Source organism: Caulobacter sp. GW821-FHT10F06 (assembly GCF_058809215.1).
The window spans coordinates 27,095-51,682 of record NZ_JBXASK010000014.1 but is presented as its reverse complement, the minus strand read 5'-3'; the positions used below and the strand labels follow the sequence as shown (position 1 = coordinate 51,682).

Below are 24,588 nucleotides of genomic sequence, written 5' to 3'. Positions count from 1 at the left end.
GGCGCTGGGGTCCGGACTGAACTATTTTCCGCTCGCACCGGTCAGACCGGTGGGGCAAAAGAGTCACATGACCACTTCGACCGCCGAAACCCGCAAGCTCTATCAGCAGGTGGCAAACGCCATCGCGGAGTCGATCCGGGAAGGCCTGCACCTGCCCGGCCAGCGCCTGCCGTCCGAGCGCGACCTGGCCGAGGACTACAAGGTCAGCCGCCCCACGGTGCGCGAGGCGATGATCGCCCTGGAGATCCGGGGGCTGGTCGAGGCCCGCCACGGCTCGGGCGTCTACGTCACCGAAAAGCCCCAGGCCGAGATCGCCGCGCCGGAGCTCGACATCGGCGCCTTCGAACTCACCGAGGCCCGCCGCCTGATCGAGGGCGAAAGCTGCGCCCTGGCCGCCACCACCATCACCGACGCCGAGCTGGCGCAGCTGGCCGCGATCATGGACGACATGGTCGTCGAGAACGACGCCAACGTGAACGGCGAGCTGGCCGACCGCCGCTTCCACGTCGCCATCGCCCAGGCCACTCGCAACAGCGCCCTGGTCACCGTGGTCGAGAACCTCTGGGACCTGCGCTATAAGTCGCCGCTGTGCCGCGCCATGCTGGAGCGCGCCCGCCAGGTAGGCGTGCGGCCGCTGATCGACGACCACCAGGAGATTCTGCTGGCCCTGCGGGCCCGCGACCCCAAGGCCGCCCGCAGCGCCATGCGCGAGCATCTGGGGCGGGTGATCGACAACCTGCTGACCGCCACAGAGATCGACGCCCTGGAACAGGCCCGCAGCGAGGTCGAGGCCCGCCGCTCCGAACTGGTCCGCCGCTCGCGGGTCTAGAGCGCCCGTCGTCACGCGCAGGTTCGCTGCCTCACGCTTTAGCTAAGATGGTGATGGAAGGGTCGCGGAGCGCCGGCCCCCCTCCTCCCCTGTAGCGAAGCGTACGGGGGAGGTGGCGCGGCGCCGACAGGCGACGTGACGGAGGGGCGCTGCTGAGCCGGCCGTCCGCTCTCCATCTGCCCTTTTCAGCGAAAGACGGATTGAAGTTCTGACGCCTGATCGGATGCCGCCATATGCACGGCGCGCAAACCCAACGCAGGCAGACCTTGAAAGATAGCGGGCGACTGGGGGAAGGCCCCAGTCGCCCTTCGTCGGTCAACCTCGGGAGGAGGTGCGGGGGAAAGTTACGCATCGCCCGCATGGTCGACGAATGTCAGCGCCCGTAAGGGGCGATCAGGATGTTGCTCAGGTCGTCCGGCTTGACCTTGGCCGAGACCGCGGCCGTCGCGGCGTAGGACGGCTCGCCATACGCCCAGGCCGCCAGGCCAAACAGCGGCGCGGCCTCGCCGGCGGCGCCTTTTGGCTCCAGCTCCTTGTAGGGAAAGCTGTCCTCGCGCCCGACATAGGGGCCCAGGAAATCGAAGGTCTTGCGCAGGCTGCGGCCGTCGGCGCTCTGGTAGCGCCACAGGTCCTGGCCGGTGCAGCGGCCCAGGTCGGCCAGGCCGACCAGCGGCTCGATGGCGAAATAGCTGTAGTGCAGCGCCCGGGTGCGTTCGAGCTCCTTGGGCAGTGCCCCTTCGGGAGTGACCTGGGTGGCGATGCGCAGGTCGCCGGCCTTGGCGATGACGTCGCGGGCCAGGGCCTCGTTGCGCGAGAACAGCGCGAAGGTCGCCAGCTGATAGTCGAACCAGTTGCCGTGGTTATTGAGCGCCGCACGCTCTTCCTGGCCGGTCGGGCTGGTCTGCATCCACTGGGCGTAGTCGCCGAACCACCGCTCCAGGCCCGCCTGGTCGGCGGCCGACAGCGCCTTGGACGGACCCAGCAGGCCCACGCCCTCGACCACGCGCAGCAGGCGGTAGGTGTCGAGCACGCCCTCGGCCCGGCCCAGCGTGCGGCCCGGCACGCCCTGGGCGAACTTGGCGTTGGGGTTCATCCGCGTGGCCGGGTCCAGGAACCATACCTTCAGCAGCAGCGCGGCCTTGTCGGCGTAGCGCCTGTCGCCGGTGAAGTAGTAGGCCAGCGACAGCGCCTCGACCCCGGCGCTCATGGCGTCCAGATCGGTGACGTCGAAGGCGTTGGTGGCGCGCTCGGGATTGAACTGGCCGTCGCGGCGGACATAGGGCTCGCCGTTCGGCTGGGCCGGGTCGGGCCACCAGTAGGGACCCATGCTGATATAGTCGTGCTTGTCGCCGCTGGGCGGCGTGCGCGACTTGTCGGTGACGGTGTAGGTCGGCCCCGCCAGCGCCGCGTCGGCGCGCCTGATCAGCGCCTTGTAGGCCGGCGCGACGGCCGGGTCGGTCTGGTGGGCCTTGCTGGCCGCCAGCCACTCGGGCCGCCAGCGGAAGGTGCGCCGCCCCTCGAAACTCGCCGCATAGCCGTCGCCGCCCTTGCAAGCGGTGGGCGCCATGGCCGGCGGTTCTCCGGCCATGGCGACGCCGCCGACGCCCAGCGCCGAGGCGAGCAACAGAACGCGGAGCGAGGATCGGATCATCGGCGCCTTGGGAAAAAGGAGCCCGCCGCGAACGAGGGAGCGGCGGGCCCGGAGACGGATCATGCGCCGCAGGGGATGAGGGCTGATGCGATCACCTTATCGAAATTGGTCGCCCAGGCAAGACAATTGGCCTTACCAATTGCAAAGTCGATTGAAATTCCCATGCGTTCAATGGCTTGAACCACTTCAAACGACCTTGGACATACCCGGAGCGCTCGGGGACGCGGCCGAAACAATCGCCTGACAGGTTGAACGCACGCGGTTTCGCGATCCGTCGGCTTGACCAATTGCCAAAGCCGCTTAGCAACGAGGTTCGACGCGGCGTCATAAGTCGCGAGATCAAAGGGAGCTTCCATGCGCGCCAGCCTGATCCTGATCGCCGCCGCCCTGGCCTCGACCCCGGCCTGCGCCGCGACGCCCAAGGCCGCCTCCCCGCCCGCCTCAGCAACTCCCGCCCTGCCGACCGAGGCCCAGGCCCTGGCGCTGGGCCGCAAGGTCGCCGACTGGCAGCTCTCGCGCCTCGACAATTTCGACTACATCCGCACGTACAAGAACAACACCATCGATCCGAAGGGCTGGATCCAGGGCGCGTTCTATACCGGCGTCACCGCCTTCGCCGACCGTACGGGCGATCCGAAATACGCCAAGGCCGCCCTGGACCACGGCGTGGCCATGAACTGGCAATTGGGCCGCCGGCCGCTGCACGCCGACGACCACGTGATCGGCCAGACCTGGCTGTGGGCCTATGGCAAGCAGAGGGACCCGGCGCGCATCGCCGCCCTGAAGACCCGCTTCGACGCCATCCTGGCCGATCCGCCGCACGAGGACCTGAACTTCCAGGACGGCGTCGGCGAGCCGCCCTGCCAGACCCGCTGGTGCTGGAGCGACGCGCTCTATATGGCGCCGGCGACCTGGTTCGGCCTCACCAAGGCGACCGGCGACGCCCGCTACGCCGCCTATGCCGACAAGGAGTTCTGGGCCAGCACCGATTACCTGCTGGACAAGGACAACAGCCTCTATTTCCGCGACAGCCGCTATCTGACCCGCCGCGACGACAAGGGCCGCAAGGTGTTCTGGAGCCGGGGCAACGGCTGGTCCTATGCCGGGATCGTCAACATCCTGAAGCTGCTGCCCAAGGACCACCCTTCCCGCCCGCGCTACGTCGCCCTGTTCCAGGCGATGTCGGCCAAGCTGGTCTCGATCCAGAAGCCCGACGGCTACTGGGCCCCGTCCCTGCTGGCCTCCGAGAACTCGCACCCCGAGACCAGCGGCACGGCCTTCTTCACCTACGGCCTGGCCTGGGGCGTCAACAACGGCGTGCTGAAGGGCGCGAAGTACACGGCGGCCGTGGCCAAGGGCTGGGGTGCGCTGGAACGCTCAGTGACCCCCGAGGGCAAGCTGACCTGGGTGCAGCAGGTGGGCTATGCGCCAGAGCAGGTCGAGCCGGAGGACACGCAGTTGTATGGGGTCGGGGCGCTGTTGCTGGCGGCCACCGAGGTGGGCAAAGGCAGGCGATAGCTCGCTTAATCCAAATCGTTTGTCATCCCGGCCGCAGCTAAGCGGAGAGCCGGGATGACAAGGTGGGAGAGCTTCAATAAGCCCCCTACCGCTTCAGTCTCGCTACCTCGGTCGCCGCCATCAGGAACGCCCCCACGCCGTAGAGCTGTGTATCCGTCGGAGCCACCTTGTCCGGCGCGGCGCCAACCTGTTGCACCCAGTTCAGCCGGCCGTCGGGACCGACGGCGCGCGCCAAGGCGTCCCAGCCCTTCCGCGCCGCCGGACGATAGGTCTTGGCCGGCAGCAGGCCCTGGTTGACGCCCCAGGCCAGGCCATAGGTGAAGAAGCCCGTGCCGCTGGTTTCCGGATGCTCCTGCGGCTCCAGCAGGGACACCGGCCAATAGCCCTGCGCGCCCTGCAGGGTCACGACCTTGGCGGCCATCTGCTTGAACAACGCCTCGTAGCGCGGCCGGCTGGGATGGTCGGCCGGCAGGACCTTGAGAATGTTGACCAGCCCCGCGAAAACCCAGCCGTTGCCGCGTCCCCAGAAAATCTTGCGGCCGTCGGCGTCGCGGCGGGTGATGAAGTGGCTGTCGCGGAAATAGAGGTGGTCGCCGGCGTCGTAGAGATAGTCGGTCGTCGCCCAGAACTCAGCGTCGGCGTGATCCAGATAGCGCCTGTCGCCCGTCGCCTTGGCGAGACCCACCCACGCCGCCGGGGCCATGAACAGGGCGTCGCTCCAGCACCACCGCGCCTGGCAGTAAGGATCGCCCCCGGTCGGCGGCTTGGGCGCGAAGTCCAGCGACACCGACGACGGCGCGGCCAGCACGGCGTCGAAGCGGGCCTTCAGGGGCTCCAGCTGGGCCTTGTCGCCCGAGCGGGCGGCGGTCCACAGCCAGACCTGGCCGATGGCGTCGGCGTCGGCATGGCGCGGACGGCCGTCGAAACCCCAGTCCTGCGCCTGGCCATGAGCCAGCACGGCGTTGACCTGGCGCGGGTCATCGGTGGCGTCGGCCAGCGTCGCCAAGCCGATGAAGAAGGTCGCCTGCACCCAGTCGCGCGGGGCCTCGGTGTCGCGTCTGAAGCTGGTGACGTAGTCGAAGCTGTCCATGTGGGCCAGCTGCCAGTCGGCGACCTTGCCTGCCAAGGCGAGTTCGGGCGCGAGCCTCTTGGCGGCGGCGATCGGGCGGGCCTCGACGGGCGGCGCGGCCAGGACGGATCCGCCGGCCATCAGGATCATCGCCAGGCAGACGGCGCGCGTGCGTCGGGTCATCGGTCACTCCCTGTTTCGCCATGACTAGCCGCCGCCGAACTTTGGTCAAGCCAATTTCAGAAATCTCGATATTGGCCTGGCCAATCCACACCCTCGCCGTTATTCAGGACGCCGAAGTCGGCAGCCGTGATCGACAGTGGGAGAGTGGTCCATGTTCCATCCGCGCAACGCGCTGCTGCTGGGCGCTTCGGCGGCGATGCTCGGGACCAGCGCCCTCGCCGGCCCGATCGCCCAGGCCCATCCTAAGGCTTGGCCCAAGGCCGCCAGCCCCGGGGCCCTGTCGGACGCCAAGACCGAGGCTTTCGTTCGAGAACTGCTGGCGAAGATGACCGTCGAGGAAAAGGTCGGCCAGACGATCCAGGCCGACATCTCCTACATCAAGCCGCAGGACCTGCTGACCTATCCGCTGGGCTCGCTGCTGGCGGGCGGCAGCTCGGGCCCGTTCGGCGACGAGCGCGGCGACGCCGCCAAGTGGCGGGAGATGGTCACGGCCTTCCGCGCCGAGGTCGCCAAGCGTCCCGGCGCGCGGGTCCCGCTTATGTTCGGCATCGACGCCGTGCATGGCCACAACAACCTGGTCGGCGCGACGCTGTTTCCGCACAATATCGGCCTGGGCGCGGCGCGCGATCCGGACTTGATCCGCCGCATCGGCGCGGCCACCGCCCAGGAGGTCGCCGCCACCGGCGCGGACTGGACGTTCGGCCCGACCCTGGCCGTGCCCCGCGACGACCGCTGGGGCCGCACCTATGAAGGCTATGGCGAGATCCCCGAGATCGCCCGCAGCTATGCCGGGCCGATGACCGAGGGCCTGCAGGGTAAGCTGACGGCGGGCCATCTGGCCGACGGCCACATCGCCGGCTCGGCCAAGCACTTCCTGGCCGACGGCGGCACCGACGCCGGCCTCGACCAGGGCGACTTCAAGGGCTCCGAGCAGGCGCTGATCGATGTCCACCTGTCGGGGTATCGCGAGGCCATCGACGCCGGCGTGCTGACCATCATGGCCTCGTTCTCCAGCTGGAACGGGGTCAAGCACACGGGCAACAAGAGCCTGCTGACCGACGTGCTGCGCGGTCCGCTGGGCTTCACCGGCTTCACGGTCGGCGACTGGAACGCCCACGGCCAACTGCCGGGCTGCACCAAGGAAAGCTGCGCCCTGGCCATGAACGCCGGCCTGGACATGTACATGGCCCCCGACAGCTGGAAGGGCCTCTACGTGAGCACCCTGGCCCAGGTGAAGTCGGGCGAGATTCCGATGGCGCGGCTGGACGAGGCCGTGACCCGCATCCTGCGCGTCAAGGTCAAGACTGGCCTGTTCGAAGCCAAGCGCCCCTCCATCGAGGGAAAGTACGAGGTCATCGCCTCGCCCCAGCACCGCGCCCTGGCGCGCGAGGCCGTGCGCAAGTCGCTGGTGCTGATCAAGAACGACGGCGTCCTGCCGATCCGGGCCGGCGCCAAGGTGCTGGTCGCCGGCGACGCCGCCGACAGCATCGGCCAGGCCTCGGGCGGCTGGACCATCTCGTGGCAAGGGACCAACACCACCAACGCCGACTTCAAGCAGGGTCAGTCGATCTGGTCGGGCCTGAAGGAGGCCGCCACGGCCGCCGGCGGTTCGGCGATCCTGAGCCCCGACGGCGCCTTCACCGACAAGCCCGACGTCGCCGTCGTGGTGTTCGGCGAGACGCCCTATGCCGAGTTCCAGGGCGACGTCGACACCCTGGACTTCGTGCCCGAAGGCCCGCTGAAGCTGCTCAAGGACCTTAAGGCCAAGGGCGTGCCGACCGTGGCGGTGTTCCTGTCGGGTAGACCGCTGTGGACCAACCCCGAGATCAACGCCGCCGACGCCTTCGTGGCCGCCTGGCTGCCGGGGACCGAGGGCGGCGGCGTGGCCGACGTGCTGGTGGGCGGCGCGGACGGCCGTCCGCGCCACGACTTCACGGGCAAGCTGTCGTTCTCGTGGCCCAAGACCGCCGTGCAAGGACCGCTGAACGTCGGCGAAGCTGGCTATGACCCGCAGTTCGCCTATGGCTACGGCCTCTCCTACAAGACGCCGGGCCGTGTCGCGCATCTGGCCGAGGAGTCGGGCGCCCTGCCCGGCGGCGTCGAGCGCTTCCTGGCCGACGGCCGGATCATCCCACCCTGGTCGCTGAGCCTGAAGGACGCGTCCGGAACGGTCCGCGCCGGCCAGTCGCACCAGGCCGCCACGCCCGGCGGCGGCTCGCGCTACGCCTTGGTCGACGGCGCGGCCCAGGAATCGGCCCGCGCCTTGACCTTCGCCTCGGGGGGCGAGGTCGTCCTGTCGGGCAAGCCCGTGAACCTCACGGCCCAGGCCGAGAAGGACCTGGCGTTGCGTGTGCGCTATCGCCTCGACAAGCCCGCCGCCGGTCCGGTGCTGCTGGGCTTGGGCGGCGTCGGGCTGGACGTGGCTCCGAAGCTGTCCGCCGGCCCGTGGAGCGCGGTCGAGGTCCGCCTGACCTGCCTGGCCAAGGCCGGCGCGGATCTGACGGCGGTGAGCGAGGGTTTCCGGCTCGCCGCGACCGGTCCGCTGGCCATCACGCTGGAGGACATCCGCCTGGCGCCGGCCCAGGGCGCCGACGCCTGCCCCTGAACCGTGTTCTCGCGCGGTAGGGGAAGCTTCCGAATATCTCTTGGGAGATCGCGCGGACGGGATTAAGCCGGTGAACCGACGTTTCCAGCCCCAGTCGCCAACACCAGTCGCCATGCCCACGCTTGCTCGCCTTCCCGCGCTCGTCCGGCGCAAGATCCGCCCTCGCCGACGCAAGTCGGTGAGCGCGCTGCGCATCGTGTTGCCGTTGGTGGCCGGCGTGGTCGGCCTTTCGATCATCGGCCAGGCCTTCATCCGCGCCGCCGAGGCCAAGAGCACGGCCGCCGCCGCGGCCGGCCCGCCGCTGCGGATGGAAAACCCGCGCTTCACCGGCGCGATGAAGGACGGCCGCCAGTTCCTGATCACCGCCGCCGCCGCCGTGCGCGACAAGGACGACACCAGCAAGGTCGCGCTGCAGAGCCCCAAGCTGACGCGCGGCTACGGCTCGGAGAACCCGACCCAGGTGATCTCCAGGCAGGGCGAATACGACGAGTCCAAAAACGCCCTGCTGCTGACGGGCAACGTCCAGATCAACAACGGCGACGGCTACGCCTTCTCGACCGAGAAGGCGCTGATCGACACCCGCACCGGCCAGGTGATGGGCGACGCCGGCGTCCAGGGCGCGGGCGTCAACGGCAACAAGGTGCAGGCCGACAGCTATTCGGTGACCGACAAGGGCGACCGCGTCACCTTCAAGGGGCGGGTGCGCACGCGCCTCAACCCCGGCAATTGATCGGTCCGGCGAGCGCTCCATGATTTCGTCGCCGATCGACGCCCCCAAGCCTACGGGGCCAAGGCCAAAGGTCTGCTTCCTCTACATCGCCCAGACGCACCAGATCCTGCACAGCCTGCCGATCGCGGTGGCCCTGGCGCGCGGCTGGCCGCAGATCGAGGTCGAGATCGCCGCCACGGCCCAGGACCACCTCGACTACGCCCGCCCCCTGATCGACGCCCTGGGCGGCGCGTCGATCGCCTCGCGCCTGCTGCCGCCGGCCTGGCTGCGCGGCGTGCGGCTGAAGGAGGCCTCGACCCCGCCAAAGGCCTTGATGCTGGCGGCCAACGCCAAGGCCCTGGGCCGACTGGACGCCATCGTCACGCCCGAGCGCACCAGCGCCCTGCTGCGCAAGTTCGGCGTCAACGACACCCTGCTGGTTTACACCCAACACGGCGCCGGCGATCGCGGCGGCCCGTTCGAGCCGCGCCTGCGCAAGTTCGACCTGGTGATGGCGGCCGGCCCCAAGCAGCGCGACCGCATGGTCGACGAAGGCTGGGTCAAGCCCGGCGACTGCGCCATGGTCGGCTATCCCAAGTTCGACATCATCGACGCCCTGCCCGGCTCGCCGATGCCGGCCTTCGCCCAGGCCAAGCCGATCGTGCTCTACAATCCCCACTTCCACGAGACCCTGGGGTCGTGGCCGCGCTGGGGCCTGAAGGTGCTGGAGCAGTTCGCGGCCGACGACCGCTTCAACCTGATCTTCGCCCCGCACATCAAGCTGTTCGACGGCGCCGGTCCGGCGATGCTGCAGGGCCTGGCGCCGTTCCGCGACCACCCGCGCATCCATATCGACCTGGGCGGCCCCGCCGCCATCGACATGACCTACACCCGGGCCGCCGACCTCTATCTCGGCGACGTCAGCAGCCAGGTCTACGAGTTCCTCCGCACGCCCAAGCCCTGCGTGTTCCTGAACCCAGCCAACATCACCTGGGAGGGCGACGAGAGCTTCCACCACTGGCGCTACGGTCCGGTCCTGACGTCCGTCGAGGGCCTGATCGACGCGATAGAGGTGGCGCGCCAAGGCCATGCTTCCTATGTGGACATCCAGAAGGCCGGCTTTGCGGCCAGCTTCGATCTCACGGCGACCCCGTCGTCGGAACGCGCCGCCCGGGCCATAGCCGAGCGCGTACTCGCCAGGACCGCCTCCGCCGCATGAGCGCCGAAAAGCCCGTTCTCACCCGCGTCCTCGCCAACGCCGGCACCCTGCTGGGCGGGCGTACGGTCAACGCCGTCGTGGGCCTGGCCTATATCGCCCTGACCGCGCGCGGCCTGGGCGACGTGCGGATGGGCGTACTGGTGCTGATCACCACCTTCGCCCAGTTCCTGGGCGACGTGGTCAAGTTCCAGTCCTGGCAGACCCTGCTGCAATACGGGGCCCAGCCGCTTCTGGAGAATGATCGTTCGCGCTTCCAGCAGGTCGTGCGCCTGTCGATCTGGCTGGACGCGCTGAGCGGCCTGGCCGGCGTGGTGCTGGGCGTCATCGGCGGCCTGTTTTTCGGCGCGGTCCTGGGCTGGTCGAAGGATGTCGCCCCGGCGGCGGCCCTCTACGCCCTGACCATCGCCTTCATGACCTCGGCCACCTCGGTCGGCTTGCTGCGCCTGTTCGATCGCTTCAACTACCTGGCCGGCGAGCAGGCCGTCAGCTCGACGATCCGCCTGATCGGCGCGGCCGTCGCCTTCTGGCTGCACGCGCCGCTGTGGGCCTATCTGCTGGCCTGGGCCGCCGGGCCGCTGGCCTCGTTCCTCTATGTCGGCGTCGTCGCCTGGCGCGAGATGGACCGGCGCAAGTTCCTGCAGGGCTTCACCGTGCGGGGTCCGCTAGGCGAGGGTCTGCCGGGCGTCTGGCGCTTCGCCTGGGCGACCAATTTCAGCAGCAGCCTGGACGTGGCCTTCACCCATGTCGTCACCCTGGTGGTCGGCGCCCTGATCGGACCGGCCCAGGCGGCCTCGTGGCAGATCGGCCGCAAGGTGGCCGACGGCATGGCCAAGCCGGCCAAGCTGGTGGTGCCGGCCCTCTATCCCGAACTGGCCAAGATGCGCGCCAGCGGCGGCGACGCGGCCATGCGCAAGCTGGCCGGTCAGATCGCCCTGCTGGGCGGCGGCGTGGGGGGCCTGCTGCTGCTGGTCAGCGCCCTGTTCGGCAAGCCGCTGCTGATCCTGATCCTGGGCGAGAGCTATGGCGACGGCGCGGGCGTCATGACCCTGCAGGTCGCCGCCGCCGCGATCGGCATCCTGGCCCTGCCGCTGGAGCCGATGCTGGTCTCGCTGCGCGCCGCCGGCCTGGCCCTGCGCGTGCGCCTGGTGGTCTGCGTGGCGTTCCTGATCGGCCTTGCGCCCCTGGTCGAAGCCTATGGCGTGACCGGCGCCGGCGTGGCGCTGATCGGCGCGTCCCTGGCCATGGCCATCGGCATGTTCTTGACGCTGCGCGCGCAGCTTGCTCAATCGCCCGTCCTCAGAGACAACGAACCCTCTTGCGCCGACGACGCAAACGACGCCAAAGGCGGCAGGTAATGATGACTCCCACTGGCTCCGAGCGATCGGTACGATTCGCTGATTTCCCCACCCTGACCACGGCGCTGGATTTCGCCGCTCAGGGCGAAACCGGGGTGAATCTCTATTCCCTGCGCGGCGAACTGGTCGAGGCCGTGCCCTACGCCAAGCTGCGCGAGCAGGCGCTCGAGCTGGCCCAGCGCCTGCTGGCGGCCGGCGCGCAGCCGGGCGACAGCGTGGGCCTGATCGCCGAGACCGACGCCGACTTCGTCCGCGCCTTCTTCGCCTGCCAATATGCCGGCCTGCCGCCCGCGCCCCTGCCCTTGCCCGCGCCGCTGGGCGGCCGCGAGGCCTATATCGAGCAGATCGCCCGCATGCTGGATTCGGCCAAGGCCAAGATCCTGATCGGCCCGACCTCGATGGCTGCGTGGCTGCCCGAGATCGCCGCCAAGACAACGCTGTCCTTCGCCGGAACCCTGTCCGAGCTGCCGGAAGCCGCCGGCGCCGAACTGCCGGTCATCGAACCCGACCGCACCTGCTACCTGCAGTTCTCATCGGGCAGCACGCGCTTCCCGACCGGCGTGCTGGTCACCCACCGGGCCCTGATGGCCAACGCCGTGGCCATCACCCGCGACGGCCTGCAGGTGAAGCCCGACGACCGCGCCGTCTCGTGGCTGCCGCTCTATCACGACATGGGCCTGATCGGTTTCCTGCTCAGCCCGATGACCAGCCAGATGTCGGTCGACCTGCTGCCCACCGGGGCCTTCGTGCGCCGGCCGCTGATGTGGCTGGACCTGATCACCAGGAACGGCGGCACCATCAGCTACAGCCCCACCTTCGGCTATGAGCTGTGCGCCCGCCGGGCCGAGGCCGCCTCGATCGAGCACCTGGACCTGTCGCGCTGGCGCAGCGCGGGCCTGGGCGGCGACATGATCCGCACCGGTCCGCTGCACGCCTTCGCCGAGCGCTTCGCCTCCGTCGGCTTCTCGGACAAGGCGTTCGTCGCCAGCTACGGCATGGCCGAGGCCACCCTGGCCCTGTCGATGTCGCCGCTCGGCGAGGGCCTGAAGATCGAACGTCTGGATGTCGAACGCCTGGAGCGCGACAACCTCGCCGTCACGACCGAAGACGCCGATCGCGCCCGCGACTTCGCCCGCAACGGTCCGGTCCTGCCGGGTCACGAGCTGGAAGTCCGCGACGACACTGGCGCCGTGCTGCCCGAGCGCGGCGTGGGCCGGATCTACGCCCGCGGCCCCAGCCTGATGCGCGAATATTTCGAGCAGCCCGAGGAGACCGCCCGCGTGCTGTCCGCCGACGGCTGGCTGGACACCGGCGACATCGGCTACCTGGTCGACCGCGAGATCGTCATCACCGGTCGCGGCAAGGACCTGATCATCCTCAACGGCCGCAACATCTGGCCGCAGGACCTGGAATGGACCGCCGAGGCCGAGATCGAGAGCCTTCGCAGCGGCGACGTCGCGGCCTTCTCGACGCCCGGCGAGGGCGAAGAGGTCGTGGTGGTGCTGGTCCAGGCGCGCGGCGGCGACGCCGACAGCCGCAAGGCCCTGGCCGAGAACGTCGCCACCGTCCTGCGCCAGCGCCATAGCGTCGAGACCCAGGTTCACCTGGTCGGCGCCCACGCCCTGCCCCAGACCTCGTCGGGTAAGCTGAGCCGCTCCAAGGCCAAGGCCGCCTTCCTGGCCGGCGCCTACGCCGAACGCGCCTGACCGTGACCCGAGGCGTCGTCGCCATCACCGGCGCCACCGGATTCCTCGGCCGACATCTGGTGCGCACCCTGGCCGCCGACGGCTGGACCGTCCGCATGCTGGCCCGTCGCGACGTGCTGGGCGCCGACTGGGCCGGGATCGAGCCGCAGGTGGTGATCGGCGGTCTCTCGGACACGCGCGCCCTGACGACCCTGTGCGACGGCGCCGAGGTCGTCATCCATGTCGCCGGCCTGATCAAGGCGCGAAACCGCGCAGAATTCGACTGCGTGAACGTCGACGGGTCCCGCGCCGTCGCCCTGGCCGCCAAGGCGGCCGGCGCGCGGCTGATCCATGTGTCCAGCCTCTCGGCCCGCGAACCGGCGCTGTCCGACTACGCCGGCAGCAAGCGCGCGGGCGAGGACGCCGCGCGCGAGGCGTTCGGCGAAGCCCTGACCGTCGTGCGGCCGCCGGCCATCTACGGCCCGGGCGACATGGAGACGCTGGAACTGTTCAAGACGGCCCAGACCTCGCCGATCCTGCCGGTGCTCGACCCCAGGGCCAGGATCGCCATGGTCCATGTCGAAGACGCGGCCGCCCAGATCGCTCGCCTGGCCAGCCAGCCGACGCCGGGCGTCTTCGCACTCTGCGACGCGAGGGCGGACGGCTATTCGTGGTCGGATGTTATGGCCGCAGTGTCACGGTCGGTGGGCAGATCGCCGCGGCTGGTGCGAATTTCTCCGGCCGCGCTTGCGACGGCGGCCTATCTGTCGCAGGGATTGGCGGCGCTCACTGGCAAGATTTCGATCTTCACATCTGGAAAAGCGCGAGAAATGCTCCATTTGGACTGGAGCGTTTCGAACAGCGAAAAGCTTCCCGACACTATCGCTCCGCGATACGGGATCGACTCGGGATTCACCCAGAGCGTGCAATGGTATCGCGCGAAGGGGTTTTTAGTTGCGTGATGGTGATGGTAGCAGGCAATTTTGACAGGAATCCGACAATAGGCCTGTTACAGTTCAAGTTAGTTAGGCCCGCTATCGGGGGTTTCGGCGAGTCGGCATGAAAGCGGTTACGGATCTTACTCTGCGTGAAATCGGCCTCGCCGCGTCCAAGGTTCTGGGACGCAGCGTCGAGGTTACCGATGAAACCCACATCGGTCGCGACCTCCAGGTCGATTCCCTGGCCCTGATGAACATCATCATGGAACTGGAAGACACCTTCGACATCTCGATCCCGCTGGATCGCCTGGCGTCCGTTGAGACGGCGGGCGACCTGTCGGATCTGATTAAAGACCTTCGGAATAAGGGATAACCATGGGGCTGTTCGACAAGCACCTCGCCTATCGCGACGCCTATCAGGCGATCCGCCAAGCCGGGGCCGACCCCTTCAACGTCCGGTTCGACGCCGTCGTGTCGCCGACCGAAGGCGTGATCGATGGCCGCCCGACGATCCTGTTGGGCACCAACAACTATCTGGGCCTGACCTTCGACGCCGAGGCCATCGCGGCGTCGGTGAAGGCCGTCCAGGAGCGCGGCACCGGCACCACCGGCTCGCGCATCGCCAACGGCAGCTTCGAAGCGCACGTCGAGCTGGAACAGGCCCTGGCCAAGTTCTATCGCCGCAAGCACGCCATGGTGTTCACCACCGGCTACCAGGCCAATCTGGGCGTGCTGTCGACCCTGGTGGGTCGCGGCGACCACCTGATCCTGGACGCCGACAGCCACGCCTCGATCTATGACGGCTCGCGTCTCGGCCACGCCGAGGTGATCCGCTTCCGCCACAACGATCCGGAAGACCTGTACAAGCGCCTGCGCCGCATGAAGGACGTGCCCGGCGAGCGCCTGATCGTGGTCGAAGGCATCTATTCGATGATCGGCGACACCGCGCCGCTCAAGGAAATCGCCGCCGTGAAGCGCGAGCTGGGCGGCTACCTGCTGGTCGACGAGGCCCACTCGATGGGCGTCCTGGGCGAGCACGGTCGCGGTCTGGCCGAGCTGGAGGGCGTCGAGGACGACGTCGACTTCGTGGTCGGCACCTTCTCCAAGAGCCTGGGCGCCATCGGCGGCTTCTGCGTCTCCAACCTGGACGACTTCGACGTCATGCGCGTCGTCTGCCGCCCGTACATGTTCACCGCCTCGCTGCCGCCGGCCGTGGTCAGCTCCACCGTGACGGCCCTGCGCCGCCTGGAAGAGCAACCGGAACTGCGCCACAAGCTGATGTCCAACGCCCGTCGCCTCTATGAGGGCCTGACGAAGCTGGGCTTCCAGACCGGCCCGACCGCCAGCCCGATCGTGGCCATCACCATGCCCGACCAGGAAAGCGCCATCGGCATGTGGAACACCCTGCTCCACAACGGCGTCTATCTGAACCTGGCCCTGCCGCCGGCCACGCCGGACAGCCGTCCGCTGCTGCGCACCAGCGTCAGCGCCGCGCACAGCGAAGAGCAGATCGACAAGGTGCTGTCGGTGTTCGCCGAGGTCGGCGCCGCGCTGGGCATCATCGAGAACCAACGCCAGCGCGTTTCGGCCTAGGCCGTCACCGCTTGAGACATCGGAAAGGCCGGGGCTTTCAAGCCTCGGCCTTTTTCGCGTTCTGGGCCCGCCAGAGCCGCCACAAGACGCCGGGCGCGGCCAGCACCGGGTGCTTCTCGCGCCATGGGGTCAGCGGCACGGCCATGCCCGTATGGCGCTCGATCTTCCAGGCGGCGTAGCGCGCCGCGCCTTCGAAGGTGAAGGCGGCCTTGATCAGGCGGGCGACGTTCAGCGGCTTGCCCAGGCTCCGGCGCAGACGCCAGGCGGCGTTCAGGCGCTTGCGGTCGGCGAAGGTCAGGCGGGGCGAGATCGCACCGCGCGTCTCGTCGGCCAACAGTCCCTCCTCCCGCCAGCAGGCCAGCAGCAGTCGGTCGTAGCGCGGCAGGTCATAGGCCAGGATCGAGCGTTCTCGCCCGCCCTTCTCGACCCGGAACTCGGCGGCGTAGGTTTGCTGGAACAGCGCCGACCAATAGGCCTCGGGCGGGCCTTCGTCAGGGCCCAGGGCGGCGGCGAAGCGGGTGGCGGTGCGGGCCGCTTCGGCCACCGCCGCGATCACCGTCGCCTCGACGTCCGGTCCCGTCGACCACACCAGGGCCGAGGGCTGTACGAAGCGGGTCCAGATGGTGGTGTCCGCGCCCTTGCCGCGCACGGCGTCGGCGAACTGGGCGAGAGTCATCGAGGCGACCTTGGCGCGCAGCACCCGGCCGTCCAGCTCGACCTCGTGATAGCTGACGTCGGGCCACAGCACGCGCCCCGCCAGGCCGCGCCATCCCCGGCGCGGACAGTCGGTCAGGACGTAGAAGTCCATCACCCCGTCCAGGTCGCCGGTCCGCAGCACCGAGCCGTAGAACAGCACCGCCACCGGGGCCTCGAACTTGTCGACCAGCTTGGCGGCGTAGGCCACGGCGTGCGGCGGGGCCGGCGCGCGCAGCTCGGCCGCCGCGAGATCGTTTACCGTTGTCACGAGGCCAGGAACCGCAAGGTCGGCCCCAGCGCCACGGTCATGGCGCCCGAGGCGTCATAGACCTCGCCGTCCAGCACGAAGGCGTCGCAGGTCTGGATGCGCAGGCTCTTGGCGTCGCCCCGGCGATAGCCGCGCCGGGCCAGCCACGGCGCATCGCCGCCGCTGAGCAAAGTCACCAGCGCCTTGAGCAGCCGCTTGGGCTGGGCGTCGACGTCCAGGGTCTTGAGGCCCTCGCGCGGCGGACCGAACGGCTTGATGCCCAGGGGCATGCGCTTGAGCGTCGTGGCCATCAGCAGGAAGCGGTTGCCCTGGGGCGCGGTCTCGCCGTCGATCGCCAACTCGACCGGCACGCCCTCGCGCCAGTGGTCGCGCGCGCCGCCGAACAGCGCGCCCAGGGTCGCCCCCGCCAGGGTCAGGCCCACCGAAAGGCCGTGGAAGGCCCCCATGCGGTTGACGCTCTTGGACATGTTGGTGGCCCGCACGAAGGCGCCCAGGCCGAAGACGAAGCCGCGCATGCAGGGCCGGCCGTCGTCCCAGGTGACCTCCAGCGGCGCGCGATGCTTGATCACCGCCGTCTTCGACCGCGCCGCGGCCGCGATGGCCTCGGGCAGGGTCCAGCCGGCCGGCACGCCCAGGTCGATGGCCAGCACGTTGGTCTTGCCCGACGGCAGCAGGGCGATCAGCGGCGGGGCGTCGCCGAACACGCGCGGCAGCAGGCTCAGCACGTCGCGGATGGTGCCGTCGCCGCCGTCGATGACCAGCATGTCGATCCCGCGCTCGGCGAAGGTCTTCAGATCGACTTCCAGCGCCTCCCGCGTCGCCGGCTTGACCAGCATGACGTCGTCAGGCGCCCAGTATTCCGCGTCGCGCCCCATGTTGGCGTGGCTGCGCGGATTGTGGACGACGCCGATCTTCATCGCGACAGCCAGGACGTGACCGAGCCCTTGGGCGCGATCAGGGCCTGCAGGATCTGCACCGCGTGCACCACCAGGCAGATCGCCGTCCAGGCGGCCACCAGCACGAAGCCGATGTCCGGACGCCCGACCAAGGTGGTGCCGGTCAGGAACAGCAGGTTGGGATTGCGGCGCGCGGTGATCAGCCGGAAGAAGCTGTCGAACGGTCGCCAGGCGTGCATCTCGACCTTGAAGAGGGCCAGGAAGATCCCCTCCTCCACCCGCTGGAAGATGTAGCCGCCGACGATGACGGCCAGCAGCAGCGGGCCGTTGGGCACGGTGAAGCCCAGCACGCCCAGGCCGACGCACCAGGCCCACCACCAGAACGGCGGGTGGATCAGGTCGATGCTGTGGTCGAAGACATTGCCCCACTTGGACGAGGTCAGGGTCACCCGGGCCAGCTTGCCGTCGACGGTGTCGAGGAAGGTCATGATCCAGGCGCAGACCAGGCCCCAGCCGTAGTGGCCGGTCCAGAACAGCCAGAAGGCCGCCAGCACCATCAGGAAGCTGGCGAAGGTCACCATGTTCGGCGTCAGCTTGGCCAGGGCGCACCAGCGGGTAACCACCCGGGCCGGCGCGGGCCAGACATACTTGGTCACCAGGTCGGTGACGCCCTTGTACGAGCCCTTGAACAGGCGCTTTTCGACCGCGTCGACGGTGTCGGGCGTCAGGCGCTCCAGCACCGGCGGCTCGCGCTTGCGCAGCTCGCTGTTGTAGGCCGAGCCCAGCTCCATCGCGGTCAGGCGCGGGGCCTCGCCCAGCACGGCCGCCAGGTCCTTGCCCTCGACCAGGGCCGCCATGCCGGCGGTGGCGCGGTCGCGCGGCAGGTTGTAGGCGACCACGCGACCGGCGTCGTCGACCAGGGCCACGCCCTTGCGGCCGGCCAGGGCGCGGATCAGCGACTCGTCGAACACCCAGCCGGCGTCGACCACCACCACGTCGGCGCCCGTCGGCGCGGCGACTTCCTCCAGCCCGACGCGGGCATAGATGCGGGACAGGCGCTGGGCCGAGGTCATGCCCCAGATGCGCGCGGACGCCTCGCCGACGGTCACCGCCGCCAGCTTGCCGTCGCCGCCTTGATTACTTCCGCCGGTCAATGTGAGAGAACCTCTTGAAACTCGTGGCGATTGATAAGCAGCTTCGCCGGCCTAGACCAGAATCCGCGTTCCAGACTTGTCGATATTCCGCATCGCCCACCTCTCCGACCCGCATTTGCCGCCGCCCAAGGGCGCGTTCGGCTGGCGGGACGTCGTGTCCAAGCGCCTTCTCAGTCGAATCGCCTGGCGTCGGAAGCATCATGAGCACCGCCCGGAAATCCTCGCCGCCCTGGTCGCCGACCTGAAGCGCCATCGCGCCGACCATATAGTGGTGACCGGCGACCTGACCAATTTCGCCTCCGCCGTCGAGATCGAGGCCGCCCGCCATTGGCTGGACGACCTGGGCGCGGCCGACGCCATCACCGTCAGCCCCGGCAATCACGACGCCCTGGTCGGCGACGACGACCATGAGCGGTTCGCGCCCTGGTCGGCCTGGATGGGCGACGACGATGGCGACTTCCCCAGGCTGCGGGTCCGCGACGGCGTGGCGATCATCAACCTGTGCTCGGCCATCCCCACCGCCCCGCACCTGGCCACCGGCAAGCTGGGCCCCGGCCAGCTGGCGCGGCTGGAAGCCCTGCTGGAACGGCATCGCGACCTGATCCGCGTGGTGCTGATCCACCATCCCCCGACCCGGGGCGTCGTCTCCGGCCGCAAGGAACTGGAAGATCAGGAGGCCTTGCGCGCCGTTCTGGCCAGCCAGGGCGCGGATCTCGTCCTGCACGGCCACACCCACGAGGCCCTGGTCGGCAGCCTGCCTGGCCCGGACGGCGTCACGATCCCGGTGCTGGGCGTGCCCTCGGCCTCGGCCCTCGGCCAACGCGGCCACCCCGCCGCCCGCTGGCACGCGCTGGAGATCGTCCGCGACGACGCCGGCGTGTCGCTGATCCGGGTGATCGCCCGGGGGCTCGATCCGGAGAGCGGCGAGGTCGGAGAGCTGGGGCGGTACGTGCTGGCTTAGCCCCTCATGCTGTCATCCGGCCGCAGCGCAGAGGCTTCCGGGATGACAAACCTTGTCAGCGCCCGTACCGCATCTTCACCTTCAACACGTTCTCCCCCGCCTTCACCGCAAACCGCGCCGCGTCGAAGGACGGCACGCCGAACTTGGTCGGGGCGTCGTTGGAGAAGCCAAATCCCTCGGCCGGCATGCCCAGGCGCGTGCGGTCGAAATCGCGGTTGCCGTTGGCGTCGTGATAGACCGCCACCGCATAGACGTCCGGACCCGGCAGGTTGAAACAGACCCTCGTCGTCGGCGTCGCAGCCTTGACCCGCACCCGTAAGAGCTTGCCGCGCGGAGCCAGGAAACGGCGGGGATCGGACGGATAGACCGTCACGGCGACCTCGCCGTCGTCGCCGGCCACCTGCAAGACCTGAACCGAAAGCTTCGTCGCGCTGTCCTTGCCGGCGCAGTCGTCAGCCGCGGCGGCGGCCGTCGCCGACACCAGCAGAGCGGCCGGCGCGACGACAAACAACGCGGATCGTACTTTCATGCGGCAGGACGGGTCCCTATTGTAACGGCAGTGGCGGTCCGCGCCCCGAGACGAGCGTGTTCATGACCAATCCAACCGCCGCGGCGTTCGGTTACCCGAATACGAAGGTCGCCGAAACCGACTCCTGGATCGTCCTTGTCCGTCCCAAACAGCCGACATTTGGGGCCTTGGTCCTGATATGCAAGGAAGAGGCTCAGGCCTTCTCGGACCTGAGTCCCGCCGCCTTCGCCGATTTGCAGGTCGCGATCGGCGGAATCGAGCGATTGCTGGGCAAGGTCGTGGCCTATGAGAAGATCAACTACCTGATGCTGATGATGGTCGACCGCGACGTGCACTTCCACGTCATCCCCCGCTACGACGGCGCTCGCGAGCACGACGGCAAGACGTTCGTCGACGCCGGCTGGCCGGCCGCGCCCGCCCTGGGTTCGACCGTCGACCTCGACCCGGCCGCCGCCGCCGCCCTGGCCGCCGAACTGGCCCGGGACTGGACCGCGTGAGCAACCCCGTGCCGAACTTGCGTCTGATCGATCGCTACATGCTCAAGCTGGTGGCCTGGCCCATGGTCGGCTGCCTGGGCGTCACCGTCATCGCCCTGCTGCTGGAGCGCGTCCTGCGCCTGCTCGACGCCCTGTCGCAGAGCAGCGCCCGCTTCGACTACGTCACCCAGCTGGCAACCAACCTGATCCCGCACTATCTGGGCCTGGCGCTGCCGGTGGCGTTCTTCGTGGCCCTGTTCATCGTCATCACCAAGCTGTCGGACGGCTCGGAGATCGACGCCCTGCTGGCCAGCGGTATGTCGCTAAGCCGCATCGCCACCCCGTTCCTGATCCTGGGCGTCGTTCTCAGCCTCTTCAGCGTCGTGGTGTTCGGCTACAGCCAGCCCTACAGCCGCTACGCCTATCGCTCGGTGATGCACGCGGCCGTCAACGCTGGCTGGAACGGACGCCTGTCGGGCGGGGCCTTCATCGACACCGACAACCTGCTGATGACCGCCGACAGCGCCGACCCGGCCGGCCAGAGCCTGAACCGCGTCTTTATCCGCCGCCAGGACGCCAAGGGCCGCGAGGAGATCATCACCGCCAACACCGCCACCCTCAGCGCCAGCCCCAAGGGCGACAAGGTCACGCTGATGCTGCGCCACGGCCAGCGGGTCGCGGCCGACGCCGCCGGCGGCTACCGCACCCTGGCCTTCGACCAACTGGCCACCGAGATGCCCCTGGCGGGCGCGGCCACCCTGCTGCGCGCGCGCGGCGGCGACGAGCGCGAGCTGACCCTGGGCGAGCTGTTGCGGCAGGCCCGGTCGGACCATCCGATCGTGCCCAAGAACGTGCTGATGGCCGAGCTCTACACCCGCATGGCCCGGGCCCTGTTCCTGCCTTTCCTGCCGCTGCTGGCCTTCCCGCTGGGCCTGGCCGCCAAGCGCGGTCGCCGGGCTCCCGGCCTGATCCTGGCCGGCATCCTGATGCTGGCCTTCCAGCACTCGCTGGGCCTGGGCCAGAGTCTGGCCGCCGCCGGCCACGCCAATCCCGCCGTCGCCGTGGGCGCCCCGTTCGTGCTGTTCACCGGCTTCAGCGTCTGGATGTTCCTGGGCAGCCGCAAGCGGCCAGGCGACACACCCGTCACCCGCCTGGTCCGCCGGATCGGCGAGCTGATCGACCGCACGGTGCGCATGATCCTCCCGTCCAAGCAGGCCGCGTGATGAGGCTCCAGCTCTACGTCCTCAAGGTCGCCGCGACCCGCATCCTCGGCGCCGCCCTGGTGCTGATGGGGATCATGCAGATCCTGGATCTGCTGGAAGTGACCAACGACATTATGGATCGGGGCCTGGGCCTGGCCGGCGTGGCCTATTACGCCGCCCTGCGCGCCCCGCGCCTGGTCGAACAGGTCGCGCCGATCGCCGTCCTGGCCGGCGGCCTGTTCGCCTTCTCGCAGCTGGCTCGCGAGAGCGCGATCATCTCGATGCGCGCGGCCGGCGTCTCGGCCTACCGCATCCTGGGCTTCGCCGTTCCGGCGGCCGTGGCGATGATGCTGCTGCACTTCGTCAGCGCCCAGGTCATCGCGCCGCGCACCGACCCGACCCTGGACGCCTGGTGGCGCGCCACCACCCCCGCCGCCGAACGCAAGGCCGAGGGGCCCCGCAACTTCCGGGTCGGCGACGACCTGGTGGTCGCGGCCTCCAGCACGCCCGACGGCAAGGCGCTCACGGCCGTGAAGATCTATCGCCGCGACAAGGCCGGCCGGCTGGTCGAGCGCATCGAGGCCCCGACCGCCAGGCTGGGCGACAAGGGCTGGGTGCTGAACAACGCCGTCACCACGCGCTTTTCCGCCGACAAGGCTGAGGTCGTCACCGCCACCACCATGACCTGGACCTCGCGGCTGCGGCCCGACGACGTCCAGGCCCTGTTCTCGACCAACCCCGTGCCCTCGGCCAGTTCGGCCCGCCGCGCCCTGCTGAACGGCGGCACCGACCGTCCGCCCAGCTTCTACGAGACCCGCCTGATGGCCGCCTTCGCCGGCCCGTTCGGAGCCATCGTCATGCTGCTGCTCAGCGCGCCGGTCGCCCTGGGCAGCTTCCGCAGCACGCAGGGCGCGATGCTGCTGGTCGGCGGCCTGGCCTCGGGCCTGCTGTTCCTGGTCGTCAACGGCCTGCTGACCGCCCTGGGCGAAGGCGGCGCGATCTCCCCCATCCTGGCCGTCTGGGGGGCTCCGGTGATCTTCGGGGCCCTGGCCATCAACGTCCTCGTCAATCTGGAGGGCTGATGCCTTTCGACTCGCACAACGCCGACCTGTCGGTCATCCCGGTCCGCACGCCGGCCGAGATGCAGCGGTTCATCAAGCTGCCCGCGCGCCTCAACGCCGGCGACCCCAACTGGATCACGCCGCTGATGATGGAGCGGACCGAGGCGCTGTCGCCCAAGACCAATCCGTTCTTCCAGCATGCCGAGGTGCAGCTTTGGCTGGCCGTGCGCGGCGGCCGCGACGTGGGCCGGATCAGCGCCCAGATCGACGCTCTGGCCCCGCAGGCCGAAGGCCAGAAGACCGGCAATTTCGGCCTGATCGCCGCCGAGAACGACCCGGCCATCTTCAAGGTGCTGTTCCGCGCCGCCGAGGATTGGCTGCGCGACCGCGACTGCACCAGGGCGCTGGGCCCCTTCAACCTGTCGGTCAACGAGGAGGTCGGCCTGCTGGTCGACGGCTTCGACACCCCGCCCATGGTGATGATGGGCCACGACCCGTCCTATACGGGCGCCCGCGTCGAGGAACAGGGCTACGCCAAGGCCAAGGACGTCTACGCCTATCTGTGCGACCCGACCGCCGACCTGCCCGCCACCGTGGTGCGCCGCGTGCGCCGCGGCCTGCCCGACGGCGTGACCCTGCGCGAGCTGGACATGAGCCGTTACGACCAGGAGGTCGTCTCGCTCACCGAGATCCTCAACGACGCCTGGGCCGGCAACTGGGGCTTCGTTCCCACCACCGAGGCCGAGACCGCCCAGCTGGCCAAGGCCCTCAAGCCCGTCATCGAGAAGAAGATGACCCTGTTCGCAGAAATCGACGGCGAGCCGGCCGGCTTCATCGTGCTGCTGCCCAACGTCAACGAGGCCATCGCCGACCTGGGCGGCAAGCTGCTGCCGTTCGGCTGGGCCAAGCTCTTGTGGCGCCTGAAGGTTAAGGGCCTGAAGTCGGCGCGGGTGCCGCTGATGGGGGTCAAGCGCAAGTTCGCCGAGACCATGCGCGGGCAACTTCTGCCATTTCATCTGATGAACGCGGGACGCAACGCCTCGCTCGCGCTGGGCTACACCAAGTTCGAGTTCTCGTGGATCCTGGACGAGAACATGCCGATGCGTCGGATCTCCGAGGCGATGGGCGCGGAGATCTACAAGACCTATCGCATCTACGAGAAGGCGCTTTGAGCGCCTTTCAAGCGCTCGTCCTCGCCGGCTCGCGGCCCGGCGCCGCCGATCCGGTCGCCGAATACGCCGGCGTCAGCCACAAGGGCCTGATCGTCCTGGGCGGCGAGACCCTGCTGACGCGGGTGCTGCGGGCGTTGGACCAGGCCGGGGCGACGCGGATCGGGGTGTCGACCTCCGACATCGCCATCGTCGACGCCCTGCAGGGTGTGGCGAAGGCCAATCCCCTCCCCGCCGCCGGCGGTCCCAGCCAGAGCGTCCATGACGGCGCGAGCCTGATGGGCACGCCGCTGTTGGTCACCACGGTGGACCACGCCCTGCTCCAGCCGGAATGGATCACCGAGTTCATCGCCAAGGCGCCGGCCGAGGCCGACATCGCCGTGCTGATGGCGCCGGAGGCGGTGGTTCGCGCCGCCGCGCCGGAGACCCAGCGCACCTACTGGCGGTTCAAGGACGGCGGCTATTCGGGCTGCAACCTGTTCCTGCTGAAGAACGAGACCGCCCTGAACGCGGTGGCCTTCTGGCGCCAGGCCGAAGCCCTGCGCAAGCAGCCCTGGAAGATCGCCGCCCTGCTGGGCCCGGTGATGCTGGTTCGCTACGTGCTGGGCCTGATGACCATCGACGAGACCCTGGACCGCCTGGGCCGCGCGGCGGGCGTCAAGGCGGCGGTGGTGCGGTCGTCGTATGGCCTGGCGGCGGTGGATGTCGACAAGCCTTCGGATCTGGATCTGGTGCGGAGCCTGGTCGAGCACTCGCCCCCTCCGCGCTGACGCGCTCCTCCCCCATGGGGGGAAGATAAGAAGGTCAGCGCGGCTCATCTTC

General features: G+C 69.3%; 22 protein-coding genes. 16 read left to right on the top strand and 6 right to left on the bottom strand.

Annotation, left to right across the window (positions count from 1 at the left end; genetic code table 11):
- Positions 1-67: 67 nt before the first annotated feature.
- Positions 68-829, top strand: coding sequence for a FadR/GntR family transcriptional regulator (locus AC1RUS_RS23355; protein WP_492919014.1), 762 nt, complete (start codon positions 68-70; stop codon positions 827-829).
- Positions 830-1,202: 373 nt separating this feature from the next.
- On the opposite strand, the gene AC1RUS_RS23350 is transcribed toward AC1RUS_RS23355, so the two are convergent.
- Positions 1,203-2,480, bottom strand: a complete 1,278-nt coding sequence (locus tag AC1RUS_RS23350; RefSeq protein WP_492919013.1) for an alginate lyase family protein — start codon at positions 2,478-2,480, stop codon at positions 1,203-1,205.
- Between the two features lie 354 nt (positions 2,481-2,834).
- On the opposite strand from AC1RUS_RS23350, the gene AC1RUS_RS23345 reads away from it, so the two are divergent.
- Positions 2,835-3,998 (top strand): glycoside hydrolase family 88/105 protein, encoded by a 1,164-nt coding sequence (locus AC1RUS_RS23345; protein ID WP_492919012.1) that lies wholly within the window; start codon positions 2,835-2,837, stop codon positions 3,996-3,998.
- Between the two features lie 85 nt (positions 3,999-4,083).
- Here the strand turns inward: AC1RUS_RS23345 and AC1RUS_RS23340 are convergent, their stop codons facing one another.
- Positions 4,084-5,250, bottom strand: a complete 1,167-nt coding sequence (locus AC1RUS_RS23340; RefSeq protein WP_492919011.1) for a glycoside hydrolase family 88/105 protein — start codon at positions 5,248-5,250, stop codon at positions 4,084-4,086.
- Between the two features lie 151 nt (positions 5,251-5,401).
- Here AC1RUS_RS23340 and AC1RUS_RS23335 point away from each other — a divergent pair, with 151 nt between their 5' ends.
- From AC1RUS_RS23335 to spt, 8 genes are all read left to right on the top strand, one after another.
- Positions 5,402-7,855 carry a glycoside hydrolase family 3 protein gene (locus AC1RUS_RS23335; RefSeq protein ID WP_492919010.1) on the top strand — a complete coding sequence of 818 codons (2,454 nt, stop codon included), beginning with the start codon at positions 5,402-5,404 and terminating at the stop codon, positions 7,853-7,855.
- 178 nt (positions 7,856-8,033) lie between these two features.
- On the top strand, positions 8,034-8,585 hold the full coding sequence (gene lptC / locus AC1RUS_RS23330; RefSeq protein ID WP_492919009.1) for an LPS export ABC transporter periplasmic protein LptC: 552 nt from the start codon (positions 8,034-8,036) through the stop codon (positions 8,583-8,585).
- Positions 8,586-8,604: 19 nt separating this feature from the next.
- Positions 8,605-9,783, top strand: coding sequence for a CDP-glycerol glycerophosphotransferase family protein (locus AC1RUS_RS23325; protein ID WP_492919008.1), 1,179 nt, complete (start codon positions 8,605-8,607; stop codon positions 9,781-9,783).
- Positions 9,780-11,138, top strand: a complete 1,359-nt coding sequence (locus tag AC1RUS_RS23320) for a lipopolysaccharide biosynthesis protein (protein ID WP_492919007.1) — start codon at positions 9,780-9,782, stop codon at positions 11,136-11,138. The genes AC1RUS_RS23325 and AC1RUS_RS23320 overlap by 4 nt, the downstream gene beginning before the upstream one ends.
- Positions 11,138-12,844 (top strand): fatty acyl-AMP ligase, encoded by a 1,707-nt coding sequence (locus AC1RUS_RS23315; RefSeq protein WP_492919006.1) that lies wholly within the window; start codon positions 11,138-11,140, stop codon positions 12,842-12,844. Before AC1RUS_RS23320 ends, AC1RUS_RS23315 begins: the two co-directional genes overlap by 1 nt.
- Before the next feature lie 2 nt (positions 12,845-12,846).
- Complete coding sequence (locus AC1RUS_RS23310) at positions 12,847-13,785, top strand: NAD-dependent epimerase/dehydratase family protein (RefSeq protein WP_492919005.1); 939 nt, start codon at positions 12,847-12,849, stop codon at positions 13,783-13,785.
- Between the two features lie 97 nt (positions 13,786-13,882).
- The gene (locus AC1RUS_RS23305; protein WP_492919004.1) at positions 13,883-14,134 is read left to right on the top strand and encodes an acyl carrier protein; all 252 of its coding nucleotides are present in this window, start codon (positions 13,883-13,885) and stop codon (positions 14,132-14,134) included.
- 2 nt (positions 14,135-14,136) lie between these two features.
- Complete coding sequence (spt, locus tag AC1RUS_RS23300; RefSeq protein ID WP_492919003.1) at positions 14,137-15,354, top strand: serine palmitoyltransferase; 1,218 nt, start codon at positions 14,137-14,139, stop codon at positions 15,352-15,354.
- Between the two features lie 37 nt (positions 15,355-15,391).
- Here the strand turns inward: spt and AC1RUS_RS23295 are convergent, their stop codons facing one another.
- The 3 genes from AC1RUS_RS23295 to AC1RUS_RS23285 are packed head-to-tail and all read right to left on the bottom strand — an operon-like array spanning position 15,392 to position 18,287.
- Positions 15,392-16,318 (bottom strand): hypothetical protein, encoded by a 927-nt coding sequence (locus AC1RUS_RS23295; RefSeq protein ID WP_492919002.1) that lies wholly within the window; start codon positions 16,316-16,318, stop codon positions 15,392-15,394.
- A complete protein-coding gene (locus tag AC1RUS_RS23290) occupies positions 16,315-17,235 on the bottom strand; it encodes a diacylglycerol/lipid kinase family protein (RefSeq protein WP_492919001.1) in 921 nt (306 codons plus the stop codon). Before AC1RUS_RS23290 ends, AC1RUS_RS23295 begins: the two co-directional genes overlap by 4 nt.
- Positions 17,232-18,287 (bottom strand): CDP-alcohol phosphatidyltransferase family protein, encoded by a 1,056-nt coding sequence (locus AC1RUS_RS23285; protein ID WP_492919033.1) that lies wholly within the window; start codon positions 18,285-18,287, stop codon positions 17,232-17,234. The genes AC1RUS_RS23290 and AC1RUS_RS23285 overlap by 4 nt, the downstream gene beginning before the upstream one ends.
- Before the next feature lie 157 nt (positions 18,288-18,444).
- Between AC1RUS_RS23285 and AC1RUS_RS23280 the strand changes: the two genes are divergently transcribed.
- The gene (locus AC1RUS_RS23280) at positions 18,445-19,329 is read left to right on the top strand and encodes a metallophosphoesterase family protein (protein ID WP_492919000.1); all 885 of its coding nucleotides are present in this window, start codon (positions 18,445-18,447) and stop codon (positions 19,327-19,329) included.
- A gap of 55 nt (positions 19,330-19,384) precedes the next feature.
- On the opposite strand, the gene AC1RUS_RS23275 is transcribed toward AC1RUS_RS23280, so the two are convergent.
- Positions 19,385-19,858, bottom strand: a complete 474-nt coding sequence (locus AC1RUS_RS23275) for a DUF2141 domain-containing protein (RefSeq protein ID WP_492918999.1) — start codon at positions 19,856-19,858, stop codon at positions 19,385-19,387.
- Between the two features lie 62 nt (positions 19,859-19,920).
- Between AC1RUS_RS23275 and AC1RUS_RS23270 the strand changes: the two genes are divergently transcribed.
- From AC1RUS_RS23270 to AC1RUS_RS23250, 5 genes are read left to right on the top strand one after another with little or no spacing between them, the layout of a single operon-like run.
- A complete protein-coding gene (locus AC1RUS_RS23270; protein ID WP_492918998.1) occupies positions 19,921-20,355 on the top strand; it encodes an HIT family protein in 435 nt (144 codons plus the stop codon).
- A gap of 38 nt (positions 20,356-20,393) precedes the next feature.
- Positions 20,394-21,557 carry an LptF/LptG family permease gene (locus AC1RUS_RS23265; protein WP_492919032.1) on the top strand — a complete coding sequence of 388 codons (1,164 nt, stop codon included), beginning with the start codon at positions 20,394-20,396 and terminating at the stop codon, positions 21,555-21,557.
- Positions 21,557-22,618 (top strand): LptF/LptG family permease, encoded by a 1,062-nt coding sequence (locus AC1RUS_RS23260; protein ID WP_492918997.1) that lies wholly within the window; start codon positions 21,557-21,559, stop codon positions 22,616-22,618. Before AC1RUS_RS23265 ends, AC1RUS_RS23260 begins: the two co-directional genes overlap by 1 nt.
- Complete coding sequence (locus tag AC1RUS_RS23255) at positions 22,618-23,769, top strand: dATP pyrophosphohydrolase (RefSeq protein ID WP_492918996.1); 1,152 nt, start codon at positions 22,618-22,620, stop codon at positions 23,767-23,769. The genes AC1RUS_RS23260 and AC1RUS_RS23255 overlap by 1 nt, the downstream gene beginning before the upstream one ends.
- Positions 23,766-24,536, top strand: a complete 771-nt coding sequence (locus AC1RUS_RS23250) for a nucleotidyltransferase family protein (protein WP_492918995.1) — start codon at positions 23,766-23,768, stop codon at positions 24,534-24,536. Before AC1RUS_RS23255 ends, AC1RUS_RS23250 begins: the two co-directional genes overlap by 4 nt.
- Positions 24,537-24,588 lie beyond the last annotated feature (52 nt).